Raw genomic sequence first — 22,865 nt, forward strand, 5'->3', positions numbered from 1 at the left:
GCTCTTCCTATGGGTTCACCCACCGTGTTGTGGGTTCCACACCCTTCACACGGGTCAGGAACCCACAACACGATGGGTGAACCCACCGCGCGGGGACGCGCGCGGTCGTCCAGCGCGGGCGCCGACTCGGGCACCCGGACCCACCCACGGATCGGTCACAAGAGCCGGGTGAACCCACCCCTGCCTGACACCTGCCTACCTCGATCTACTGCGGCCGCGGTGCCTGCCACCCGCCAACGACCACAGCGCGCTCATGCCCTGACCATGCCTGCCCTCACGCCCACCGACCGCCTCCGACAGAACACCCGGCTGACCCCTCAAACGTCGTGCGCGACCCGGGCTGTCCCGCCGGGCCGTCCCGCCGGGTGCGGGGCGACGGTTTCGATCGCCGAGTTATCCACAAATTGCGAATTCGTCGATTTTGCGGGTGCCGAAGTCCGTACGTTCTTGGGCAAGGAGGACGCACATGACCCAGCCAAAGAACGCCACTCGACGCCCGCACCCCGTGCTCACCCCACTGACGAACGGACAGGCCGCGCGCCTGGTCCGGCTGGCCGAGGCCGCCGCCGCGAAGCGCGGACTCGCCCTGCGATACGACGGTTTCGGAGCACTGAGACCGATCAACCCGGACGGCACCGGCCACGCTCCGCCGGACGGACCGATCGCAGGCCTCGGCAACCTCGCGCTCAAGGTCGCGGGCCTGCCCCGTCAGCAATGGCGGGCCGTGGTCGCGGACCACTTCGACCAGATGCCGGCGCTCGACGACCTGCTCACGATTCCCGACGACCTGGAGAGCAAACTGTGTCTCCGGCTCATCTGTGAAGCCGACCAGGATCCCCTGGTGGTCCGCGACGCACCCCGCTTCGTGCCAGGCGTTGTCACCGTCCCCGCGCTGCAGACGGGCCGGGCCGTCACCATGTACTTCGACGTGGACAGGCTCGGCCTCTCCACCGACGAGGCCCGCCGGATCGGCCTGGCGAACCTACGCCGTCTCAACGACGAGCAGGTCGAGATCGTGCGCTTCAGCCGCGCCGAATTCACGATCCTGAGAGGCGGCATGTTCACCGCCTCCCGAGCGCTCGTGCTCGACACCGTCCTGCGCGAAGTCCTTCGTGTGGAGAGGCCGGCGCACGGTTGCCTCGTCGCGATGCCTTCGCGCAACGAGCTCGCCGTTCACGTCCTCCGGGACCCGACGGTGCTGGATGCCTTCGCAGGGATGGCTGCCTACGCCGTCGAACTTTTCAACACGAGGCCCGGTGCGGTCAGTCCGCACGTCTACTACGTGAGCGGCACCGAGTGGCATCAAGTCACCGACTACAGCGACGGCACGTTCCGGGTGCACGATTCACCGCAGTTGCTCGAAGCCATGGAGCAGCTCGGCGTATCGCTCACGGCGGCATGAGGGCGTGCGATGCGCAACCACCTGCACACGACCTCCCGGTCGGCTTACTGTCAGTCCATGGGTGAACTCGTGGTGGACGCGCCGATCATTGCCGTGACCGTGTATCCGGAGCGGGCGCGGGTGATCCGCCGCGGTCGAGTGACGGTGCCCGGCGGTGATCAGACGGTGTACGTCGAGCCGCTGCCGCTGCTGCTCGACGAGCAGTCCTTGCGCGTGTCCGGGCGCGGACCGGCGACCGTGCTCGGCGTCGACATCGCGACGCGCCACCATCCGCAGGCCCCGGACGAGTCGGTCGCCGAGCTCGAGCGACTGCGGCGCACCACGCAGGACGAGGTCGCGTCGCTGACCGATGCCGACGACATCCAGGTCCAGCTCGAAACCTTCCTCGGCCAGCTGGCCAAGCGCGCCGGCGGAAGCTTCGCGCGGACGCTGGCGTCCGGCGAATCGCCGGCCGAGCTCGGTACGTTCACGGAGTCGCTCACGAACCGATTGACCGCCGTACGGGCGACCCGCCGAGAGCTCGCCGCCCAACGCCGAGACGCCGAGGACCGCCTCGCCGCCGTCGATCGTCGGCTCGCCGCGCTGACCGAGAAGTGTGCGCCCGACCGACGGTCCGCCGCCATCGCACTGCACCTGGAGGCCGAAGCGGAGATGGAGATCGAGTTGTCGTACGTCGTGGGCGGCGCCGGGTGGAGCAGTTCCTACGACGTACGGCTGAAGGACGACCGCCTGACGCTCGACTGGTTCGGCCTGATCCGCCAGACCACCGGCGAGGACTGGCCGGAGTGCGACCTCACCTTGTCGACGGCGCGCCCGATGGTGACGGCCAAGGTTCCCGAGCTGACGCCGTGGTACCTCGACCGTGCCCGCCCACCTGCACCGCTCGCTCCCGGCAACGTGGTCCCGCAGTCCGCAATGTTCGAGGCAGCGGGATCGGCAGCTCCTGACTTCATCGAGCAGAGCGCAATCATGAAGGAGGGTGTGACGGCCGCCAGCTACAAGCCGCCGCGGCCCGTCGCCGTACCCGCCGACGGAGCGACCCACCGTGCGACCATCGCCACCGTCGAGCTCGATGCCGAGCTGGACTACATCACCGCGCCGGTGCGCTCCACCGACGTCCACCTACGCTCGACAGTGGTGAACTCGTCGGTGCACACCTTCCCCGCTGGGAGGGCGGCCGTCTTCCACGACGCAGACTTCGTCGGATCCGCCGCGCTACCGCTGTGGGCGCCCGGCGAAGACGTCGAGCTCGCGCTCGGCCTCGACGACCGCATCCGCGTCGAGCGCAAGCTCGTCCGCCGCGAAGCCACCAAGGCCACGCTCGGTTCGACCCGCCGCCGGCAGGTCGAGTACGAGACGACGATCGAGAACCACACCCCGCGCCAGGCCCGCATCACCGTCCTGGACCAACTGCCCGTCGCACGCGACCACGAGATCACGGTCAAGCCCCTCACGATCGACCCCGAGCCCGCCGAAACCACCGACCTCGGCGTCATTACCTGGAAGCTCGACCTCGCCCCCGGCGCCAAAACGAAGCTCAAGCTGGGGTTCCGTGTCGACACCGCCAAGTCCGTCAACCTGTCCGGTTGGCACGAGTAGCCTCAGTGCCCGAACCGTTCCGTCACAGAGCGCCCGACAGCCACGACCACGCGACTTCGAACTTCTTCTCCAACCGGAAGCGCACCGCATCCGCGACAACCTGCTCGAGGCGCCCACCGACCACCGGGACGGAGGCGGTCACCTGCAGATCGAACGCCTGCGTGGTCCCGTTCCCCTCCGGCACGATCCGCGTCGTACCCGTCAACCGCACCGGCCCACCCGTCAGTGCTCCGTCCACATCGGCGAGCCGGGCACCGTCACCATCGGCCCGATGCCACGTCTTCGACTGCTCCAACTCGAGCGTGTGCCCGACGAACCGCCGGACCACCACCGGAACGTCGGACACCTGCGTCAGCCAATGCACCTGCACCGCCACATCCTCGCCTTCGTCCCCCACCACCACGTCGTACGACCGCGCCCGAGCCCGCTCGAACACCTGCTCCTGAAACGTGACATCGGTGATCATCGCGAACACTTCCTCCGGAGAGGCGTCGTACGTCGTGGCGAGAGACAAGTACATAAGCCCATCTTCCCTCTCCCCCATCCACCCCACCACGCCCCTGCACCTTCCTGCCGCCCGCCTCGTCCTGGGCCCCCACCCTGGCCGCCCGCGGGCCTCACGTCCGCGACCCCGCCTGCCCCTGCCCACGACTCATCTCAGCGCCTGTCTGGCAGTGCACGACGACACCTGCGAAGACCGCCGACCGGCGCACGGCGCGCCCGAATCCACAACCGATCGAATCCAGCACCCCAGATCCGCACCGACTCAGCCGTCCAGCTCTCACCCCCTGACCAACACCGCAGTTCCCGTCCATTCCGACCGCCCACCCACCCCTCACCCATTAGTTGCCCACAGCAACGCTGCGCATCGCTGACCTCGACGCCTTCAACCAGGTGTTGTGACGTCGACCGGAACCCAGCCTCACGCCGTCCCGCGGGCGGTCCGGAGGTGGAGCCGCCGTACGTTGCGCGAGTCAGTGGATCGCCGGCCAACCACTGGTTTCACCGGCTTGGCGCTGGTCCACCGTCCGCCGCTTACCTGCACCGCTCACCTGCACCGCTGACCTTTCAGCGCGAATTTTGGGCACTCTGTGGATAGGTGGTGACACGGTGGGCGACATTCGGTAACCTTTTCGTGATGTTCAAGGCGTAGCTGACTGAGAACGGGGCTTAGGAAGCGCATGACCATCAACCACTTCGCACCGGGCGGTGCGTAACCGGACCATGTCCACACATACCGCCGCAGTTTCCGACCACTACCACCATCACCGCGACCGACTCGGCGACCAGGTCGACGACGAGGACGAACTGATCAGACTCGCGCAAGCGGGCGACACCACGGCGTTCGGTCGGCTCTACGACCGATACCTGCCGTCGATCTACCGGTACACGTACAGCAAGACCACGTCCCGCAGCGCGGCCGAAGATCTGACCAGCGAGACGTTCCTGCGCGCGTTCCGTGCGATCGCCCGGCGGCCGCGGGCGCAACTGAACTTCGCGGCCTGGCTGATCACGATCGCCCGCAACGTGGTGATCGACCACCACCGTTCGGGCTGGAGCCGGCTGGCGATCGTCACCGACGAGGTCGATCCGCAGGTGGACGACTCGATCGGCCCGGAGCAGGCCGCACTCGCGTCGGTGAGCGAAGCGTCGCTGCGCCGCGCGATGGACCACCTGCCGGAGGATCAACGCGAATGCTTGCTGATGCGGTTCTTCGCCGGTCTGTCGATCAGCGAAACCGCCGCCGCGATGGACCGCTCCGACGGAGCAGTCAAACAACTCCAGTTCCGCGCAACGAACCGCCTCCGCCGCATCCTCGACGGACTGTAACCACCCGCCACGCGAGCCGCAGCCTGCAGCCAATCTCCGCGACCGACATCCACGGCCCGAGGGCCGCGATCGGACAGCCGTGTTCCGAAAGCTGCGACCCGACGACCGTTATCCTACGACCGCTTGCCGTTGGCCCCTATCCGCACAATCGTGGCCAACGGCAAGAACCCGGTACTCCCACTGCTTGTGACGCGACATGGGGGCTGAGTTCTTGCGCTGCCGGTGGGGTTTGGGTAGGAAGGGCGGGTGCCATCCGGCTCACGGCCGCCCCGTCGTGCACTGGTGGAGCGTTCTTCAGCTCGCGCAGTGATTGGGCGGCCGGAACTTCAGATTCGACGGGGAGATTGCGCATGAGCAATCCGTACGAACAGCAGGAGAACGACAACCAGTTCGGCGAGCAGGGCGGCCGCGCGGATTCCGGAAGCGAGTTCGGATCCGGTGAGCGGGGCAACGAGTTCGGTGGCGATTCCGGCGGAGGGGAATCCGGCGGCGAGAGCTCGTACGGCTCCGACGGGGGTGGGTACGGCCAGGGCGGTCAGTCCGAGAGCGCGGGCGGCGGCTTCGACGGTGGATCCGAGCGTTCCGGTGGCGACGTCGAGAGCGGCGGATCCGGCCGGTCCGGCGGTGACGTCGAACAGGGCGGACGATCCGAAGGACTCGGTGGCGAGTCGAGTGCCGGCTACGGCCGGGAGGACGAGGCCGGAGGCAACTACAGCCAGGGCGGAGACTCGGGCGGTGGTCGATCCGGCGGAGATTCCGCGGGTGGTGGCTTCGGGCAAGAGTCCGGCGGTGAGTCCGCAGGCAGCTTCGGCCAAGAGTCCGGCGGTGAATCCGCAGGCAGCTTCGGCCAAGAGTCCGGCGGTGAATCCGCAGGTGGGTTCGGGCAGTCCGACGGTGGATCCACGGGCGGTGGGTTCGGGCAGTCCGACGAGGGTTCTGCAGGTGGAGGCTTCGGGCAGTCCGAGGAAGGTTCCTCTGGCGGCGGATACGGCGTCGGCGAGAGTAGCGGCGGCAGCGGCTACGGGGAATCCCGCGAAGGTGAAGGTTCCACAGGCGGCGGATACGGCGCCAGTGGCGGAAGCGACAGCGACAGCAACTACGGAAACTGAACGGGGAGTACGCACATGGGCGTTTTCGACAACCTCAAGGATGCCGCCGAGAGCCTGAAGGACAAGGCGTCCGATCTGGTGGACGGACACGGCGACAAGGTCGGTGACGGGCTCGACAAGGCCGGCGACTTCGTCGACGAGAAGACCGGCGGGCAGTACGGCGACAAGATCGACCAAGGTGTCGACGTAGCCAAGGACCGCCTCGACGGCCTGGACGGCCAAGACGACGACATCACCAACAACCAAAGCTGAACCACTCAGCAACCGAGGCGGTCGTGGACTCCCACGACCGCCTCACGCATGTCCCCGAACCCCGGCACCACCACTCACGCCTCTTTGGACCTCACGATTGCGTCACGACGCCACGCGATCTCAGCCACCCGAACTCCGTCGGGTCCGCGACCGCGTCATGGACATCAGACGACTTCCCGCCGCCGCGCGTGTGATGCGTGCCGGTTGTAGTCGCGGATCTAAGGAGGGTTTTCGACGTATCGCGGGCAGATATCCTCCACTGTCACAGGGAAAATCCTCCTAGGAGCGTTTCGGCGGTCCGCCGTGCAGTGTGGTGTGTGAACTCGACGAACAGCGCCGATCGGCGTACCCACGGCGGCGGTCCGCACGGCCGGGCTGACCGAGCTGACCGAGCTGACCGGGCTGACCTCGGTGACCTCAGTTCGCTGGCGACCTGGGCTACAGGGCGACCTCGGTGACCTGGCCGACAAGGCGACCTCGGTGACAAGGCGACCTCGGTGACCTGGCCGACAAGGCGACCTCGGTAACGACGCGACCTGGGTGCCTGGCCGACAAGGCGGCCTGGGTGACCTGGGTGACGGGGCGGCCTGGGTGACTTGAGTGGTCTGGTGGTCGTCAGCTCGTGCCGAGGTACCGCGGCCGTGGCAAATCGTCCGGGCCAACACCGTCGTCCGGGCCAACACGGTCGCCCGCGCCAACACCGTCGCCCGCGCCAACACCGTCGCCCGCGCCAACACCGTCGCCCGCGCCAACACCGTCGCCCGCGCCAACACCGTCGTCCGCGCCAACACCGTCGTCCGGGCCAACACGATAGGTTAACCGCTCGTCGTGGGGGTTCTCTGCTGGTAGACGAGCAGACAACCCCTAACACGAACGGATATCCCCCGGCGTCGGGGCCTCACGACCGGCCAACCCGACCTCGACTGCCGGCCCGCGCACACCTCGACCGGCCGGCCCGCGCAAACCGCAACGGTCGGCCGAGTCGCGTGCCCAGGTCCAGTCCCAGCCGGCGGCGTCGCTCATCACGACCCCGGGCCGTACCACGCGGCGCCGAGTCAGCCGACTTTGTGCACCAGATCCGTACGTCGCGGCGCGAAATCTACGGATCTGGTGCACAAAGTGAGGCAGACGACAGTCGCGGCACGCGCGCGGCAGCGGCACGTCATCAACCGTCCCCATCCATCAGGTATCCGCACGCCGTTGTGCTGCTCGTCGACTTCTATGGACAGCTCAACGACCCGCGGATCCGCGCAGTGAAGCCGGCAAGCCACCCGCGCGTGAACAGCGACAGGTGCACCCCGCCCGCAACCCGCGGATCCCCGCCAAGAGAAGCCCATAGGCCACCCGCGCGTAAACAGCGACGGGTGCAGTCCGGACGCAATCCGCGGATCCGCGCCAGATGGAGTCCGGACGCAACTCGCGGATTCGTGCCAGGAGAAGCGACAAACCACCCACACGTGAACAGCGACAGGTGCACCCCGAACGCAGCTCGCGGATCCACGAAGTGCAGGCGGGCGCCAGGGGGGCGGCCATCTCCCCCGCCGACATCACGAAGGCCCAGAACATTCTGAGTGCTTACGCGTGGACGGTGGACGGTCTCGTGGGTGGAGTGCGTTGGTCGCTCAGGTGGTGGGGGCCGGCGGGTGGTGGTCAGTCGGTGGCGGGTTCTTGGGTGGCCAGGGCGATCAGGCGTTCGGCTACCTGGGCGCAGCGTTCTTCGGCTCGGGTGCGGGCGGTACCGGTGTAGCGGAGGCGGGCGGTGGCGGTGAGGGGGTCGGCGCGGACTTCGAGGAGGGCGCCGCCGGGGCGGGGCTGGACGTTGACGGTGACGCGGACCCAGCCGCCGAGGCCACTGCGGAGCCGGAGGACGAGTTCGTGGTCGGGGTGCCAGGTTTCGACGATCGCGACAGAGAGGTGGCGGTTGTGGGCGTGGCGGGCGCGGGGTTCGCGGCCGTCGTGGCGTTCGATGACGCTGCCGGGCTGCGGCCAGTTCGCGCTTGCGCGCAGGTCCGGGGGTACGGCGAGCATCCAGTCCGCGAAAGTTGCCGCGTCACGCATCACCGACATGACGGCGTCGACGTCAACGGCACCGAACCGCCACGCCATCACCATCGAATCGCAACCCCATTCCGCTTCACCGTCGCATCCCCTGTGTCTACCAGGAAGGCAGCGCCACTGACCCTGGTCGCGGCTTGTCGCGGACGTCACATCACAGCCCTGATCGGTTCCGAGATTCGGCTGCAACGTCGTCGTGAACTCTTCTCTCGCGCGAGTACTCCAATGCGGTGACGGAGGCTGGGGTGCCTTCGCGTCAGGGGAGGAACGATCGTGATGATTCGCAAGACCGCAGGTCTGGCTTCGGCCGGCATGCTCGCCGTCGGGCTCGGGGCGGCCATGGTCCCGTCGGCACAGGCCAACCCGGCCACCGCCAACACCGCCAACACAGCCAACACAGCCAACACAGCCAACACCGCCAACACCGCCAACACCGCCAACACCGCCAACAAGAGCAGCACGACCAGCACCGCCACAGCAAAGACAGCAACGACAGCGGCATGCGCGCTGCGGCTCGGTTCGGTGACGGCGAACGGCGCGTTCAGCAGCCGGATGATCAACGCCACCGCACCGATCACGATCGGCGGGGTCCGCGGTACGGCGGGTGTGTTCGGGGCCAATCAGGTGCAGAAGATCAGCACGTTCACCGGTACACCGCAAGGCACGAACGGTGAGGCGCGGTCCGGGCTGACCGTGATCGCCGGCGCGCTGTACTCGAGTTCGTTCGCCGTCGACGGGCAGAGCCAGATCGACCCGCACTACCCGCACGACAATCTCCGGATCGGCGGCGGCTGGTCCAACTACCGCTGGATCGAGCAGTCGGTTTACCAGCCGAGCGCCTCCGGCCCGGCCCGGGTCCAGTTGTACGGTCAGCGCACCGACGGCACCACCCACCGTTGGCTCAAGGAAGGCAATGCTTGGCGTAGTACGGCGGGCGTGGGCGGACTGAGCACGGTCAAGGGCATCGCACTCATCGGCCGGACCTCGACCTCGGAGACGTTCCTCGCCAACACCCGCTCCGGCACGCTGGTCACGGTCACCTGGCCGACCAAGTACCGGGGCGCCCCGACCGGCAAGACGGTGCGCGGCTCGACGTGGCAGGGCTTCGAGCAGCTGATCGCGACCAAGTGCGGCACGAACGGCACGCTGCTGCTCGGCATCGACCGCGACAAGCAGTCCGGCTATCTGTACGCCGTTGGTCACGCCAACGGTACGAGCACGGTGATCCGCAGCCTCGGCAAGGTTCCGCTGACCTTCTCCGACCCGCAGTACTTCCGGATCGCCCCGAAGTACGACGTCCTCAACGGCGGCTGACGCAGCACCGGTTGACGTTGCACCGGCTGACGCAGCACCGGGTACGCCGTCCTCGCACCGGAGGACGACGGACCGAACGACCGCACCGCGGACGGCGTACCCAAAACGCCGCACCGGACGACGACGTACGAACGACCGCACTGCGGACCACTGATCGTGGCCGTCGCCGCGACCGGGTACTCTGGTTCGAGTTCGACCGGTGGTGGGGCTCACCGGATCCAACCGTCGCCGTCCGGCGGCCAACAGTCCCTACCTGACGAACCTCACTGCGCCCTGCCGTGAGGTCGATTCCGGTAGGAGGATCCGTGCAGCACGACCCCGCGATGCCCAAGGGACCGGTCGACCCGGACGTCGACCTGACCCTCGACGCGCGCACCGGTCGCTCCCCCGACCTGGCCGTCATCGGCGTGATCGCGATCGGCGGCGCGTTCGGTGCCGCCGCGCGCTACCTGGTCGGAATCGCCTGGCCCGCACCGCCCCAGGCCTTCCCGATCAGCACGCTCGTCGTCAACGTCGTGGGTTGCGCCCTGATCGGCATCCTGATGGTGGTGGTCACCGACGTCCTCCCCCGGCAGCGCTACCTGCGCCCGTTCCTCGGCACCGGCGTCCTCGGCGGGTTCACGACCTTCTCGACGTATGCCGTCGACATCGAGCGACTCGTCTCCGCCGGCGAGGTCGTGACCGGGCTGCTCTACCTGGTCGCGACCATCGTCGGCGCACTGCTCGCGGTCAGCATCACCATGGCCGCGACCCGGCGTCTCGTCGCCCGGAGGATGCGATGACCCGGCTGCTGCTCGTGATCGCCGGCGGCCTGGTCGGCGCACCGTTGCGCTACGTCGCGGACCGGGCGGTGCAGGCCCGGCACAACTCGCCGTTCCCATGGGGCACTTTCGCCGTCAACGTGGTCGGCTCGCTGGTTCTCGGGTTCCTGGCCGGCGCATCGACCGCGCTCCCGCACGGCGTCCAGTTGCTCGTCGGCACGGGGTTCTGCGGTGCGCTCACGACGTACTCGACGTTCTCCTACGAGACCGTCCGCCTCGCTGAGGAGCGGGCGCGCTTCCTCGCAGTCGCCAATGTTGTCGTCAGCATCACGGCTGGGCTGGGAAGCGTCTTACTTGGCGTCGCCGTGAGTACGGCGATCTGGGGATGACTGGATCAGCTGTCGCGGGTCGCGATCCCCGGGTAGTCGAGCACCAGCCCCGCAGCATCGAACGTCAGCTCGCATTCGAAGTCGAAGGTCGCTGACTGGTAGCGGAAGACGTGCTGCTCCTCGTCGGAACGGATCAGCGTGTAGCGCTGCTCCAGCCGCTCCACCCGCAGCTCATCGGCCCGGACGAACGCGGCCGGTACGTCGAACGTCGCACCCGGCACGAACGGGAGTCGATGCACCGGCAGCGTGTTCGTCACCGCCGACGACTCGAAGTCGACGTCCGCACACCCGTCGAGGTCCGGCCGCGGAGCACCGTCAACGGTCCAGCGTCCGTCGACCGACCGGGTCAGCTCGACCCGACGATCACCGTCGATGGCCGAATTCGTCGCGGTCACGGCCCGCGTGGTCCAGTCCACGGCGAGCAGGACATCGTACCCGACCGACCAGGTCGAATCGCCTTCGCGCGCCGCCGTACGGCCGCGCAACCGTCCGGCACCGGCGAACAGCACCTCGAATCCGACCCGTGCGCCGGTGTGCTGCCACGACGCCGCGGCCGGCAGCGCACGCAGTCTCATGATCGAACTTTAGCCGCGCACCGCAAGACCGGCCGTGATGGACTACGACTGTGACGGATCAACCTGTGCAGCTGGGCTCGGGCTACGCGAGCCGCCGGTACGACGCGATGCAGCCGACCGATCTCCTCGCCGACGAGGTACGGCAGCGGCGCGAGACCGGGTATGACGTCGACGAAATCGTGCGCGAGGCGAACCGGACCGACCCAGCCGACCGGACGGCGGTACTCGGCCTCGTGGACCGGATGACGCAGGCAACCCGCCGCCCCGACTGGCCGTACGTCGAACCGGACGCACTCGCCGACATCGACGCCACGCTGACCGCGCGTCCTACCCTGACCGCGGTCCCGGAAAGCCGACTCGCGGACAAGATCCACGCCGGCTGGCTGGGCCGGATCGCGGGCTGCAACGTCGGGAAGCCCGTCGAGTCCGGTGACTACTGGACGTCCGACCGCATCCGGGAGTACTTGACGCGGGCCGACGCCTACCCACTGCGCGACTACGTGCCGGTCCTCGACCCGATGCCCGACGGCTTCCGTCTGGTGGACTGCTGGCCCCAGACTACCCGCGGCAACGTCAAAGGCTCCGCGCGGGACGACGACATCGATTACGCGATTCTCGCGCTGCATCTGCTCGAGACCCACGGCTCCGCGCTGCGCCCGCAGCACGTGGGTGCGGCGTGGACGCGGCTGTTCCCGATCGGTCAGGTGTTCACGGCCGAGCGCGCGGCGTATCTGAACCTGGTCAACGGCTTCACAGTGCCCGAGGTGGCGCGCAGACGGAACCCGTACCGCGAATGGATCGGTGCGCAGATCCGCGGCGACGTCTTCGGGTACGTGCACGCCGGCAACCCGTGGGCGGCCGCGCAACTGTCGTACCAGGACGCATCCCTCTCGCATACCGGCAACGGCATCTACGGCGAGATGTGGGCGGCCGCACTGGTGGCAGCGGCGTTCACCGCGTCCTCCCCGCGCGAGATGGTCGAGCGAGCGACCGGCGTCGTACCGCCGGAGTCGCGGCTGGCGGAAGCGCTCCGCGCGGTCCTGACACTCGAGGCGGACGGCGTGGCGTGGAAGGACGCGCTCAAGGTCATCCAGGAGCGGTACGGCCACTACTCCTGGGTGCACACGATCAACAACGCGGCGATCGTGGCGGCGGCGTTGCTGTGGTCGGACGGCGACTACCTGACCGGGGTCGGCCGGGTCGTCATGAGCGGCTGGGACACGGATTCGAACGGCGCCACGGTCGGCTCGATCCTCGGCGTCCTCACCGGCACGAAGGGACTCCCCGAACACCTCATCGCGCCGCTGGAGGACCGTACCCGCTCGGCGCTCTTCGGCTTCGACAACTCCAGGATCTCCGACCTCGCCGACCGGACTGTCCAGCTCGCCGTCCGAGGCTTGGAGTGATGCTGGATCGATCGGAGTCCGCCCTCGGCATCGTCTTCCGGTCGACGTTCTACCGCTCCGCCTTCTTCTCGCTGCTTATCGCCGGCATCGGACTGTCGGCGGCGACCCCGCAGCTGACCCTCTTCCTGGTCCGCGAGCTCGGTACGCCGTTGCCGGTCGCCGGTCTGTACTACGTGACGAACCTGGCCGCACCGATCGCCGGCTTCGCGGTCGGCCGCTGGTCGGACCGCGCTGCGAACCGCTTGCTGTGGTTCCGGATCTGCTCGGTGGTCGGTGCGCTCGGCTGGGTCGCGATGGCGTCGGCGACCGCGATCTGGATGCCGTTCGTGATCAGCGCGCTGGCGTTGAGCGTGGCCGGCGGCTCGATGGCGCAGCTGTTCGCGGCCTGCCGCGACGAACTCAGCCGGCATCCGACCCGCGCGGAGAACCGGGTCGTCGCGACGGTCCGGATGGCCTTCACGGTCGGGTGGATGCTCGGACCGGTGCTCGGCAGCTGGTTCGGCGGTGTCTTCGGACTACGGCCCTTGCTCCTGGCCACGGCTGCTTGTGTGTTCGCCCAGCTGATCCCGCTCGGTCGGCAACGCGTCGAGCGGTACGTCGACACGCACACGGACGAACCGACCGAACGTCGGCGGATCGACCACATGCTGCCGCTGCTGATCTTCACCGGCGTCTGTGTGCTCGCGATGACCGGGGACACGATCAAGTTCGGGTACCTGCCGATCTACATGGCCGAGCAACTGCACGTGTCGGACTCGATGCGCGGTGCGGTGATCGGCATCCAGCCGCTGCTCGAGCTCGCCCTGCTCCCGCTCGTCGCGCGGCTCGCCGACCGGTTCGGGGCGATGCGGGCGATGACCGCGGGCGCCGTCCTCGGCCTGGCCGGCAACCTCGCCTACGCACTCAGCACCTCGGTGCTGGGGCTGTTCGTCGGCCAGGCGCTGACCGCCGGACTGTGGGCCTGTGCCGGCGCGCTCGGGGTGTCGATCGCCCAGCGGCTCTACCCCGAGGGAGTCGGCACCGCGTCCGGGGTGTTCCTGAGCGCCATCCCGCTCGGGTCGGCGATCGGCGGCACCATCGGCGGTATCGGCGTGGCCGCGATCGGCCTGCCGCACGTGTTCTTCATCCCGGCCTGCCTGACCTCGGTCGCGATCGTCGCCTTCGTGATCCTCGGCAACCGGGAGCGCGCCGAGCCTGCCTAACTAGACCAGGTAGCGGTCCCCCGGCCGGACGATGCGCAGCCAGCGGCAACCGTACGGCGCAAGCTCCAGCGACAGCACGCCGTCGTCACCGAGCGGCGTCGTACTCGCAGTCGCGTCGCCGGACCCAGCAGCAGACGCCAGCAGGTCGACCGCGCGCAGGCCGAGGCCGTTGCCGGCGACCGGTACGTCGACCTCGACCGGCGCGGGCGCAAAGTTGTGCACGGCAACGATCGTCCCGTCCTCGTGGTCCGAGCGATGCGCGAACACCGACCGCACCCCGGTCTCCAGAATCGTGCAGTTGCCCCATGACAGCTCCGGGCTCTCGCGGTACCGCTGCACGAGCAGCTTCATCCAGCTGAACAGCGACGACGGATCACGCCGCTGCGCCGCAACGTTCACCGCCGCCGGTCCCAGCTCACCCGCCACCATCGGCGCCGGCAACCGCGACGGGTCCGCCGTCGAGAATCCGCCGTTCGCATCGGCCGTCCACTGCATCGGCGTCCGCACCGCGTCCCGGCCCTCCGCCGCGAGGTTCTCCCCCATGCCGATCTCCTCGCCGTAGAACAGCACCGGCGTACCGGGCAGCGAGAACAGCAGGCTGTAGATCATCCGCAACCGCGCCTGATCGTTGTCCAGCATCGGAGGCAGTCGGCGCCGCAGCCCGCGCCCGTACAGCTGCATGGTCTCGTCCGGCCCGAACGCGTCGAACACCTCCTGCCGCTCCGCGTCCGACAGCTTGTCCAGCGTCAACTCGTCGTGGTTGCGGACGAACGTTCCCCACTGCCCTTCCTCGGGCGGATCGGGTCGCTCCCGCAGCGCCTTCACCAGTTCGGCTGGGTCGTTGCGCGCCAGCGACAGGTACAGCCGCTGCATCCCGATGAAGTCGAAACACATCGTCAGCTCGTCGCCGTCCTCGTCGCCGAAGAAGCGCCGTACGTCGGGGTACGGCAGATTGACCTCGCCGAGCAGGATCGACTGCCCGTGCCGGCGGTGCAGGAAGGTGCACAGGTCCCGCAGGAAGTCGTGCGGATCGGGCAACTCGGCCGCGCCGTCCGCACCGGTCGTCTCGAGCAGGAACGGCACCGCGTCCACCCGGAACCCGGACAGGCCCAGCTCCGACCAGAAGCCCACCACACGCTGGATCTCCTCACGGACCTCACGGTTCGCGATGTTCAGATCCGGCTGGTACTTGTGGAACCGGTGCAGGTAATACTGCCCGGCCTCCTCGTCGTACTGCCAAACGCTGGTCTCCTCGCCCGGGAACACGACGCCTTCCGCCGCGTCCGGCGGCGGCTCGTCGCGCCATACGTACCAGTCGCGGTACGGCGAATCGCGCGACGACCGCGCACTGCGGAACCACGGGTGCTGGTCCGACGTGTGGTTGACGACCAGGTCCGCGATCACGCGCATCCCCCGATCGCGGGCCAGCGTGATCAGCTCGACCAGGTCACCGTGCGTCCCGAGCCGCTTGTCCACGCCGTAGAAGTCGGTGATGTCGTACCCGTCGTCACGGTCCGGCGTCGGGTAGAACGGCATCAGCCACAAGCACGTCACGCCGAGCTCCGCCAGGTGGTCGATGCGCTGGCCCACGCCGCGCAGGTCGCCCACCCCGTCGCCGTCGGTGTCGAAGAAGGTCTCGACGTCCAGGCAGTACACCACCGCGTTCTTCCACCAGACGTCCGCCGTCGCCGTGAGCCGCATGTCCGGCCCGGTACCCCGCGGTTGGCGGCTCACACGACCGGGCACCGGCAGGGCATGACGATGCAGAACTCGGTCTGGCTGGCCACTGCGAACCTGCCGACGTACGACGCGCTCGACGACGACCAGGAATGCGACGTCCTGGTCGTCGGCGGCGGGCTGATCGGGCTGACGACCGCGCTCCACCTGCAACAGGAGGGACTCGCGGTCGTACTGCTCGACGGCGGGCGGATCGGCGGACGGACCAGCGGAAACACCACCGGCAAGGTCACGTCACAGCACAGTGCGATCTATGCGTCGCTGCTGGATCGCCACGGGCGTGACAAGGCGCAGCAGTACGCACAGGCGAATCAGGCGGCCGTCGACGAGGTCGAGGACCTGGTCCGGCGGCTCGGCATCGACTGCGAGCTCACCCGGACGCCGTCCTATGTCTACGCGAACGGCGACCTCGATCTGGCCCGCGAGGCGGAGGTGGCACGCGACCTCGGTCTGCCGGCTTCGGCGGCCGACCCCGCCGAGCTGGGGCTGCCACTGACCGCGGCCAGTGCGGTCCGCTTCGACGACCAGGTGCTGCTGCACCCGGTCCGCTACCTGGGCGGTCTGGCGGCCGCCTTCACCGCGGCCGGCGGGCTGATCTTCGAACACAGCCGCGTCACGGACGTGGGGTCCAAGGGCGATCGTGTCGAGGCGCGGACGTCGTCCGGCCGGACCGTCGTAGCTGACCATGCGGTCGTCGCGACGCTGCTGCCGATCGGCCTCATCGGCGGGTACTTCGCCCGCACCCGTCCGAACCAGTCGCACGGCATCGCGGTCGAACTCCCGGTCGAGGCGCCCACCGCGATGACGATCTCCGCCGACTCGCCGTCGCGGTCGACCCGCCCCTGGCCGGGCGGCGGACCGAACGGCCTGATCGTGGTCGGCAGCGGTCACGAGACGGGCGCCGAGGAGGACACCGACGCGTCGTACCGGAGCCTCGTCGACTGGGTCGGCGAACTGTGGCACACCAAGGTCGAGCCGCAGTACAGGTGGTCGGCCGAGGACTTCAGCACTCCGGACCAGCTCCCGTACGTCGGGAAGGCACCCGGCTCGCCCGTGCTGATCGCGACCGGCATGCAGAAGTGGGGGCTCAGCAACGGCACCGTTGCCGCCGGCATCCTCCGCGATACCGTCCTCGGCCGCGACAACCGCTGGTCCGGCACGTTCGACGCCGGGCGGATCGGGGACGCCCGCGCAGTCGCGAAACTCGTTCAGGACAACCTGAAGGTCGGCAAGGAATTCGCCGTCGGCCACGTACGCCGGCTCCACACGAAGGCCCCGGTCTGTACACATTTGGGCTGCCCACTGCGCTGGAACGAGGGTGACGGCACGTGGGACTGCAACTGTCACGGCTCACGTTTCGCCGCCGACGGTGCCGTTCTGGACGGTCCGGCGACCAAACCGCTGGCGCTGCCCGACAACTGAGTCAGGGAAAGTTCGACCGACGTCTGGTCGGGCGTCGCCGTTTCCTGGCATCCTCGTGTCGTTCCTTTCCGCCCTGAAGTAAATCTTCGAAGGAGCGCTCGATGCCGGAATCCGCCCCCACCCGCCCCAAACGCCGAACGCACCGAACACGCCGAACGCTCGGCGTCGTGCTCGGCACCGCTGCTTTGCTGATCACCTCGGCGGCCTTCGCGTACGCCGTCCCACCGCCGAACCTGCCGCAGAACGCCGGCGGCTACGAGCAGTCGTTCTCGCCGGCCTACGACTACGACACCGACGGCTGCTACGCGACGCCGGCGATCGGCCCGGACGGCACGCTCAACCCCGGCCTCAACCCGTCCGGCGCGGTGAACGGCCAATGCCGCGACCAGTCCGATCTGGACAACTCCCAGACTTATGCCCGCTCGAAATGCAACAACGGCTGGTGCGCGATCGTCTACGCCAGCTACTTCGAGAAGGACCAGGCGCTCCCGGGCAGCAGCCTCGGCGGCCACCGGCACGACTGGGAACACGTCATCTCCTGGGTCAACCAGTCGACCAACCAGGTCGAGTACGTGACCACCACCCAGCACTCGAGCCAGGTCACCTACAGCCGCTCACAGGTCCGGTTCGACGGCTCGCACCCGAAGGTCGTCTACCACAAGGACGGCGCGAGCACACACTTCTTCCGGCTCGCCAACAGCAACGACGAGCCGCCGGAGAACCACTACCACTCCTGGCGCTACCCGCCGCTCGTCGACTGGACCGGCTTCCCCAGTACGGCGTTGCGGGACACGCTGATGAACGCGGACTTCGGCTCCGCGACGATCAAGATCACCGACAAGGACGACCGGTTCCGCTACCTGCTGAACGCATCCCGGCCGTCCGGGATCCCCTTCGATCCGTGGGCCTGACGGACCGGCCGCTCGCTGCGGCGGCGTTCACTCGTGGGCGCCGCCGGTGAGCGACTCGGCGAGCAGGTCGATCATCGCCGCGTGCCGTTTGGTGGCCGTCTCGGCCTGGCCGAGCGCGACCGCGTCGAGGAAGACGCGGCTGACCAGCAACTCGGCGGCGGTGTGCACGCGGGCCGAGTCGGCGACCAGGTCGTCGGCGCCGGTCAGCACCCCGGCCACCGTCTCGGTGGCCTCGGCGAACAACTCGGCCGCCCGGGAGGCGATCTCCGGGCGGCCCTGCGCCTCCCGGAACACGATGATCCGGACGGCGCGGTCGTTCTCGATCTCTTCGGCGAGGGTCGCGACGATCGCCCGCAGCCGGCGCCGTACCGTCCGGCTGCGCGCGGCCGACCGCAGCGCCTCGCTCGGCACCGGACGTTCCTGCACCACCGCAAGCAGCAGATCGAGCTTGGTCGCGAAGTGGTAGAACACCAGCCCCGACGGTACGCCGGCCTCGGTCGCGATCCGGGCCGTCGAGGTGGCGTCGTACCCGTGGTCCGCGAACAGCCGCTCGGCCGTCTCGATGATGAGCTGCCGCTTCGACGGCCGCCCGGTGCCGCGCGACGGATGCCGCGCGTGCGCGCGGGCGGTCATGATCGCGTCGGTTCGGGGGCCGGCCAGTCCTCGCCTCTCCGGTCGGCCGCGGCCACGGCGGCTCGCTTGAGGGCTTTGAAGACGTAGTCCGGCACCTTGAGGCCGCGACTCTTCGCCCACATCAGCTCGTGTTCGGCGCGCCCGACCTGCCGCGCGTACTTCCGCAGCTCCGGCTCACCGCCGGCACTCATCTTCAACGCGGTCATCACGTCACCGAAGTCGGCCACCTGCCGCTTGTTGTACGCACCGACCACCTCGAAGGACCGCTTGCGAAGCTCGCGGGTCAGCCACTTCTGCCAGCCGGACAGCTGATCCCACAGCTGCTGGGCGGCCAGCTGGTAGTACGCGAAGTGGCCGGGCTCCTGCCGCTTGATCGGTGCGACCACCGTCGCCGCGATCGCTCGCTCGCCGAGCTCGAGCAGCCCGGCATGGAGCTTGTTGTAGGCAAGGACCGCGGACCGCTCGGTGGCCAGACCGGTCAGGTAATAGAGCATCCGGCTGATGTCCTGGACCCCGCGCGCCCGGCCGAGCGCGCCGAGGAACCGCAGCTTGAACGAGACCTCGCTCAGGTTCGGCACGTGCGGCTCGACGCCGATCAGCTGCTGCAGCTTGTCCAGGATCTGCCCGTGCCGCGTCTCCTGCGGCATCCAGACGTCGGCGTAGAAGCGCCGGTCGACCTCGGGCGGATCGGGCAGCAGCGCGTTCAGCTCCAGCACGTTGCGCTCGACCTCGAGCTCGACGCGGGTCATGTACGCCAGCACCGGGCCGAACTCCGCGGCCAGCAACTCGGGGTTGTGCATCGTGTAGTCCACGCTGCCGAGCGGGATCGGCGGATGCTCCTCGCCCAGCCGATCGACATGATCGGCAAGCCGGGAGTCTTCCCGCCGGCGACCGCGGCGGCGTGGGACGGTGACATCGCGCAACGACATAAGGCGGCACCTCGCTCGCTCCGACAGGGATGCCTGGGCGCTTCCCCCGAAGAAAGCGTAGCAAGATAACTGACTGATCAGTCAGTCAGAGGGCCGGCGATATCTGTGAGCCCGGCAACACGACGGCGGGTGGCGGTCCGAGGACCACCACCCGCCGAAGAGGTGTGCTTGTCGTTGTATTACTTGCCGATCGAATATCCGACCGCGTCGTGGCGGAGCACGTCGCCGTTCACCTTGACGATGCGGATGGTGTGCTGCGCGTTCTTCAGCCCGGTCAGCGCGAACACGGTCCGGTTCGTCACCCGGGTGTCGTGGTGCAGATTCACCCGGCGGACCAGCTTGCCGTCGACGTACACGTCCGCCTCTCCCTGGTCCGGTGCGAGCGCCGTGGTCCAGTGCACGCCGGTACCGGTGAAGGTCAGGCCGACCGCGGCACCGTCCTCCTTCGTCGCATGGATGTCGTCGCGATAGTCCCCACGGAAGCGGACGTCGAGCGCGGTGTCACCGGACGGCAACGTGCCGAGGTACGCCTTGCTGATCGTCACTGTGGTGCCGTCGACGGTGTAGTCGGTGCCCTTCACCAGGTCCTGGCCCGCCTTCGCGATTCCGCCCAGCTCCTCCTGGTCGCGACCGAGTTGGAAGCTGACGTCAGCCGGCGCCGACCGGTTGAACGTCACCGCCTCCGGGTTCAGCAGACTTTCCTGCCGGACGTTGAACTTGTCCACCAGCATGAACTGGCCGGACTTCTTCACGCCCCGAATCGTGTGGCTCCCGTTCGGCAGGTCGGAAATGCTGAACACCACCTGCTGCGGTTTGTTGTTCCCCTGCGACGGGTCCATGTAAGTGCTGACGGTCTGCTTGAACTCGCCGTCGATGTAGATGTCGACGTCACCCTGACCTGGATCGGTCTCGGTCACATAGTCGACGCCGGTCCCGACGAAGCTGTACGAGAACGCGTCGCCGTTGCCCTCCGTCCACTGCACGTCGTCCTGGTAGTCGCCGAGACCACGCCCGCCGCTGTAGTTCCAGTTGCCGGTGTAGACGATGTCGGGGTGATTGTTGTTGATCTCAACGGTGCGGGTACCCGCCGCCACCGCGCCTGACGCGGAGGTGTCGGTGTTCGGCGCCGCGGCGAGCTTCTTGCCCAGGACACCCCGCGGCTCGGTCGCCCGCTGGGCTGCCTTGGTGGCCTGCGGTGCGGCCGGGTTCTTCACCTTGACCGTCAGCGCCTGCGACGTCGCCGGGACCTCGTTGTTGCCGTTGCGCTGCCACGCCCCGTCGTACGTGACGCGCGGGTCGTCGTCGTTGACCGAGATCGCAGCGTTCTTCTGCGGCGTGACCTTGAACAGCCGGGTGCCGTGGATCGGGACGTCCTTCGCGGTGTAGCTCGACGCGAAGGTGCCGACGTCCTTGCGCGCCCACAGGTCGCGTACCTTCGCGGCGCCGTGCAGTCCGAGGTCGGCGAAGTTCACGGTCATGTCGGCGTCGGTCTGACCGAGGTTGAACAAGGCAACGGTGTACGAGCTGTCCGGGTTCAGCGCGAACCACACCTGACGGTTCGTCTTCATCGACACCGGATGCGCCGGACGGCCCGCCTGGTTGACCGCGATCACCTCGCGGTTGGTCAGCAGCTCGAGTCCGTACGAGTCGAGCCTGGTCATGTCGTTGCCGATGTACAGCGGCGCCGCGGACACTGCCCAGAGCGTGGTCGCCGTACGGCGCTCGTCCTTGGTCAGGCCGTCCATCTGGCCGTTGCCGACGTCGAGCGAGTCGAGGTCGTTCCAGCCGCCCGGGCCCGCGTGCCGCCACCAGTCGGCGAGCTTCGGGAACAGCCGGCTGATGCTCGGCCAGGCGGTGAGCGCCACGCCCGGGCAATAGCACTCGACGTCCCAGTCGATCCGCCAGCCGTTCGCGTACTGCTTCCAGGTGTCGGCGTAGTTGATGTCGAGCGCCCAGGACAGCTCGAGCCAGATGTTGTGCCGCTTCAGCGCCTGCGACCAAGCCTTGACCTCGTCGCGGGCGTCCAGCGAGAGATCACTGATCCCCGATCCCGGCGTCACGCTGTCGAACTTCAGGAAGTCCAGGCCCCACGACCCGTACAGGTCCGCGATCGAGTCGATGTACTTCTGCCCGCACGGGTTCTGGAAGTCGATCCGGTACCCGAAGCCCCAGTAGTCGGCGCGCTGCAGCGGCCGGACCGGCAGGTCGGCAGTCGTACATTCCGGTGCGCCGTAGATCGGCAGCTTCGCGTCGATCAGCGATTGGCTGACCCCCGGAATCCCGTACAGACCGACCTTCTGGCCGTTGGCGTGGATGTGGTCGATGACCGCCTGCAGGCCGTTCGGGTAGAGCTTCTTGCTCGGCGTCGGCCGGCCGTAGCCGTCGATACCGTCGTTCCATCCGGCGTCGATGTTGATGTACTCGTACCCGTACGGCTGCAGCTTCGCGTGCATCGCGTCGGACTGGGCGATCAACTGCTCCGCAGTGATCCAGCTGCCGCCGCTGGTGTTGTAGACCTGCATGCTGTAGCTGCTCCAGCCCATGTAGGGCTTGAGCGCCTTGTCCCCCGCGGGCCCCGACCGCTCGACCGCCGGGGCCGCCGGCGCGACGCGCGCCGGCGGTGCGGATGCGGCCGAGGGGGCCGGTGGTGGTGCCGCTGTCGACGTACTGGACGCTGCCGGTAGCAGGCCGGCGACGACGAGCCCCGCGGTCGCGGCTCGCAACACCCTGCTCCGAACGGATCTGGTCATGGCGGTGACCTCTCTGAGAGAACCGAATCGGATAGGATATTGGAACTATTTACTTAACCTTGTCAAGATTTCAGCCCTGCAAGCGCCGAAGGAGGACAGATACTGCTCACCCGGGACCTCACAACCAGCCGGGACCCTGGACACCCGCCCGGGACCTTGCACAAGCAATAACCGATCCACACGCACGACACCCTGTTCAAGCCTCCGCCGTCAGCCGGGTTGACCGGGTTCGCCGGGCGGCTGGCGTGGTAGCTCGGCGCGGGTCGAGGGCGGCCGCGTGCTGCCCGGGGTCTCCTGGGTGACCGCGGCCGTCGGGGTGCATCGCGTGGGCCAACACGGTGGGGCAACCCTTCGTGTTGGGGGTTCTCTCCTGGTGGTACGGCCTGGGGTGGTTGCCCGGGGTGGTTGCCCGGGGTGGTTGCCCGGGGTGGTTGCCCTGGGTGGTTGCCCGGGGTGCTGGTTCGGCATGGTCTTAGGGGTTTCCGGGCTACCGCCGCACGGTGGGTTCACCCACCGTGTTGTGGGTTCCACACCCTTCACCACACGCTCCGCCCCACGCCGCCCTCGATGAAACAACCGAAGAGCGGCG

The 22,865-nt window shown here is 68.4% G+C and carries 20 protein-coding genes; 13 read left to right on the forward strand and 7 right to left on the reverse strand.

Going from position 1 to position 22,865, the window contains the following annotated elements; all coding sequences use genetic code 11:
• The first annotated feature begins 466 nt into the window (after window positions 1-466).
• Window positions 467-1,402: a hypothetical protein gene (locus AB0B82_RS32300; protein WP_360177270.1), complete on the forward strand. Its 936-nt coding sequence runs from the start codon at window positions 467-469 to the stop codon at window positions 1,400-1,402.
• Window positions 1,403-1,459: 57 nt separating this feature from the next.
• The gene (locus tag AB0B82_RS32305) at window positions 1,460-3,001 is read left to right on the forward strand and encodes a DUF4139 domain-containing protein (protein WP_360177272.1); all 1,542 of its coding nucleotides are present in this window, start codon (window positions 1,460-1,462) and stop codon (window positions 2,999-3,001) included.
• 22 nt (window positions 3,002-3,023) lie between these two features.
• Here AB0B82_RS32305 and AB0B82_RS32310 read toward each other — a convergent pair whose 3' ends face one another.
• Window positions 3,024-3,521: a DUF2505 domain-containing protein gene (locus tag AB0B82_RS32310; RefSeq protein ID WP_360177275.1), complete on the reverse strand. Its 498-nt coding sequence runs from the start codon at window positions 3,519-3,521 to the stop codon at window positions 3,024-3,026.
• A 704-nt stretch (window positions 3,522-4,225) separates the two neighbouring features.
• On the opposite strand from AB0B82_RS32310, the gene AB0B82_RS32315 reads away from it, so the two are divergent.
• From AB0B82_RS32315 to AB0B82_RS32330, 4 genes are all read left to right on the forward strand, one after another.
• Complete coding sequence (locus AB0B82_RS32315; RefSeq protein ID WP_360177278.1) at window positions 4,226-4,831, forward strand: sigma-70 family RNA polymerase sigma factor; 606 nt, start codon at window positions 4,226-4,228, stop codon at window positions 4,829-4,831.
• A 350-nt stretch (window positions 4,832-5,181) separates the two neighbouring features.
• On the forward strand, window positions 5,182-5,940 hold the full coding sequence (locus AB0B82_RS32320; RefSeq protein WP_360177281.1) for a hypothetical protein: 759 nt from the start codon (window positions 5,182-5,184) through the stop codon (window positions 5,938-5,940).
• A gap of 15 nt (window positions 5,941-5,955) precedes the next feature.
• On the forward strand, window positions 5,956-6,192 hold the full coding sequence (locus tag AB0B82_RS32325) for an antitoxin (protein WP_360177284.1): 237 nt from the start codon (window positions 5,956-5,958) through the stop codon (window positions 6,190-6,192).
• A gap of 600 nt (window positions 6,193-6,792) precedes the next feature.
• Window positions 6,793-7,011 carry a hypothetical protein gene (locus tag AB0B82_RS32330; RefSeq protein WP_360177287.1) on the forward strand — a complete coding sequence of 73 codons (219 nt, stop codon included), beginning with the start codon at window positions 6,793-6,795 and terminating at the stop codon, window positions 7,009-7,011.
• A gap of 831 nt (window positions 7,012-7,842) precedes the next feature.
• Here AB0B82_RS32330 and AB0B82_RS32335 read toward each other — a convergent pair.
• Window positions 7,843-8,304: a hypothetical protein gene (locus AB0B82_RS32335; protein WP_360177290.1), complete on the reverse strand. Its 462-nt coding sequence runs from the start codon at window positions 8,302-8,304 to the stop codon at window positions 7,843-7,845.
• A gap of 219 nt (window positions 8,305-8,523) precedes the next feature.
• On the opposite strand from AB0B82_RS32335, the gene AB0B82_RS32340 reads away from it, so the two are divergent.
• The 3 genes from AB0B82_RS32340 to crcB (AB0B82_RS32350) all read left to right on the forward strand — a co-directional run bounded on the left by AB0B82_RS32340 (window position 8,524) and on the right by crcB (AB0B82_RS32350) (window position 10,711).
• The gene (locus AB0B82_RS32340; RefSeq protein WP_360177293.1) at window positions 8,524-9,561 is read left to right on the forward strand and encodes a hypothetical protein; all 1,038 of its coding nucleotides are present in this window, start codon (window positions 8,524-8,526) and stop codon (window positions 9,559-9,561) included.
• A gap of 305 nt (window positions 9,562-9,866) precedes the next feature.
• Window positions 9,867-10,343 (forward strand): fluoride efflux transporter CrcB, encoded by a 477-nt coding sequence (gene crcB / locus AB0B82_RS32345; RefSeq protein WP_360177296.1) that lies wholly within the window; start codon window positions 9,867-9,869, stop codon window positions 10,341-10,343.
• Window positions 10,340-10,711, forward strand: a complete 372-nt coding sequence (gene crcB, locus AB0B82_RS32350) for a fluoride efflux transporter CrcB (RefSeq protein WP_360177299.1) — start codon at window positions 10,340-10,342, stop codon at window positions 10,709-10,711. The genes crcB (AB0B82_RS32345) and crcB (AB0B82_RS32350) overlap by 4 nt, the downstream gene beginning before the upstream one ends.
• A 5-nt stretch (window positions 10,712-10,716) precedes the next feature.
• Here the strand turns inward: crcB (AB0B82_RS32350) and AB0B82_RS32355 are convergent, their stop codons facing one another.
• Window positions 10,717-11,286 (reverse strand): putative glycolipid-binding domain-containing protein, encoded by a 570-nt coding sequence (locus AB0B82_RS32355; RefSeq protein WP_360177302.1) that lies wholly within the window; start codon window positions 11,284-11,286, stop codon window positions 10,717-10,719.
• 50 nt (window positions 11,287-11,336) lie between these two features.
• Here AB0B82_RS32355 and AB0B82_RS32360 point away from each other — a divergent pair, with 50 nt between their 5' ends.
• A complete protein-coding gene (locus AB0B82_RS32360; RefSeq protein ID WP_360177305.1) occupies window positions 11,337-12,692 on the forward strand; it encodes an ADP-ribosylglycohydrolase family protein in 1,356 nt (451 codons plus the stop codon).
• A complete protein-coding gene (locus AB0B82_RS32365; RefSeq protein WP_360177308.1) occupies window positions 12,692-13,894 on the forward strand; it encodes an MFS transporter in 1,203 nt (400 codons plus the stop codon). The genes AB0B82_RS32360 and AB0B82_RS32365 overlap by 1 nt, the downstream gene beginning before the upstream one ends.
• On the opposite strand, the gene AB0B82_RS32370 is transcribed toward AB0B82_RS32365, so the two are convergent.
• Window positions 13,895-15,595, reverse strand: a complete 1,701-nt coding sequence (locus AB0B82_RS32370) for an alpha-amylase family protein (RefSeq protein WP_360177311.1) — start codon at window positions 15,593-15,595, stop codon at window positions 13,895-13,897.
• A 54-nt stretch (window positions 15,596-15,649) separates the two neighbouring features.
• On the opposite strand from AB0B82_RS32370, the gene AB0B82_RS32375 reads away from it, so the two are divergent.
• Both AB0B82_RS32375 and AB0B82_RS32380 read left to right on the forward strand, forming a co-directional pair.
• Entirely contained in the window at window positions 15,650-17,053 is a 1,404-nt protein-coding gene (locus tag AB0B82_RS32375) for an FAD-dependent oxidoreductase (protein WP_360177314.1), read from the forward strand.
• 101 nt (window positions 17,054-17,154) lie between these two features.
• Entirely contained in the window at window positions 17,155-17,964 is an 810-nt protein-coding gene (locus tag AB0B82_RS32380) for an NPP1 family protein (RefSeq protein ID WP_360177317.1), read from the forward strand.
• Window positions 17,965-17,991: 27 nt separating this feature from the next.
• Here AB0B82_RS32380 and AB0B82_RS32385 read toward each other — a convergent pair whose 3' ends face one another.
• The 3 genes from AB0B82_RS32385 to AB0B82_RS32395 form a co-directional block, all read right to left on the reverse strand.
• Entirely contained in the window at window positions 17,992-18,597 is a 606-nt protein-coding gene (locus AB0B82_RS32385) for a helix-turn-helix domain-containing protein (protein ID WP_360177320.1), read from the reverse strand.
• On the reverse strand, window positions 18,594-19,526 hold the full coding sequence (locus tag AB0B82_RS32390; RefSeq protein ID WP_360177323.1) for a GTP-binding protein LepA: 933 nt from the start codon (window positions 19,524-19,526) through the stop codon (window positions 18,594-18,596). Before AB0B82_RS32390 ends, AB0B82_RS32385 begins: the two co-directional genes overlap by 4 nt.
• Before the next feature lie 179 nt (window positions 19,527-19,705).
• Window positions 19,706-22,276, reverse strand: coding sequence for a X2-like carbohydrate binding domain-containing protein (locus AB0B82_RS32395; RefSeq protein ID WP_360177326.1), 2,571 nt, complete (start codon window positions 22,274-22,276; stop codon window positions 19,706-19,708).
• Window positions 22,277-22,865 lie beyond the last annotated feature (589 nt).

The organism is Kribbella sp. NPDC048915, from assembly GCF_040649595.1.
Lineage (GTDB): Bacteria > Actinomycetota > Actinomycetes > Propionibacteriales > Kribbellaceae > Kribbella.

Coding starts and splice junctions, on each gene's coding strand:
- AB0B82_RS32300 (WP_360177270.1), top strand. CDS start 467: ATGACCCAGCCAAAGAACGCCACTCGACGCCCGCACCCCGTGCTCACC.
- AB0B82_RS32305 (WP_360177272.1), top strand. CDS start 1,460: ATGGGTGAACTCGTGGTGGACGCGCCGATCATTGCCGTGACCGTGTAT.
- AB0B82_RS32310 (WP_360177275.1), bottom strand. CDS start 3,521: ATGTACTTGTCTCTCGCCACGACGTACGACGCCTCTCCGGAGGAAGTG.
- AB0B82_RS32315 (WP_360177278.1), top strand. CDS start 4,226: ATGTCCACACATACCGCCGCAGTTTCCGACCACTACCACCATCACCGC.
- AB0B82_RS32320 (WP_360177281.1), top strand. CDS start 5,182: ATGAGCAATCCGTACGAACAGCAGGAGAACGACAACCAGTTCGGCGAG.
- AB0B82_RS32325 (WP_360177284.1), top strand. CDS start 5,956: ATGGGCGTTTTCGACAACCTCAAGGATGCCGCCGAGAGCCTGAAGGAC.
- AB0B82_RS32335 (WP_360177290.1), bottom strand. CDS start 8,304: ATGGTGATGGCGTGGCGGTTCGGTGCCGTTGACGTCGACGCCGTCATG.
- AB0B82_RS32340 (WP_360177293.1), top strand. CDS start 8,524: ATGATTCGCAAGACCGCAGGTCTGGCTTCGGCCGGCATGCTCGCCGTC.
- crcB (WP_360177299.1), top strand. CDS start 10,340: ATGACCCGGCTGCTGCTCGTGATCGCCGGCGGCCTGGTCGGCGCACCG.
- AB0B82_RS32355 (WP_360177302.1), bottom strand. CDS start 11,286: ATGAGACTGCGTGCGCTGCCGGCCGCGGCGTCGTGGCAGCACACCGGC.
- AB0B82_RS32365 (WP_360177308.1), top strand. CDS start 12,692: ATGCTGGATCGATCGGAGTCCGCCCTCGGCATCGTCTTCCGGTCGACG.
- AB0B82_RS32370 (WP_360177311.1), bottom strand. CDS start 15,595: ATGCGGCTCACGGCGACGGCGGACGTCTGGTGGAAGAACGCGGTGGTG.
- AB0B82_RS32375 (WP_360177314.1), top strand. CDS start 15,650: ATGACGATGCAGAACTCGGTCTGGCTGGCCACTGCGAACCTGCCGACG.
- AB0B82_RS32380 (WP_360177317.1), top strand. CDS start 17,155: ATGCCGGAATCCGCCCCCACCCGCCCCAAACGCCGAACGCACCGAACA.
- AB0B82_RS32385 (WP_360177320.1), bottom strand. CDS start 18,597: ATGACCGCCCGCGCGCACGCGCGGCATCCGTCGCGCGGCACCGGGCGG.
- AB0B82_RS32390 (WP_360177323.1), bottom strand. CDS start 19,526: ATGTCGTTGCGCGATGTCACCGTCCCACGCCGCCGCGGTCGCCGGCGG.
- AB0B82_RS32395 (WP_360177326.1), bottom strand. CDS start 22,276: ATGACCAGATCCGTTCGGAGCAGGGTGTTGCGAGCCGCGACCGCGGGG.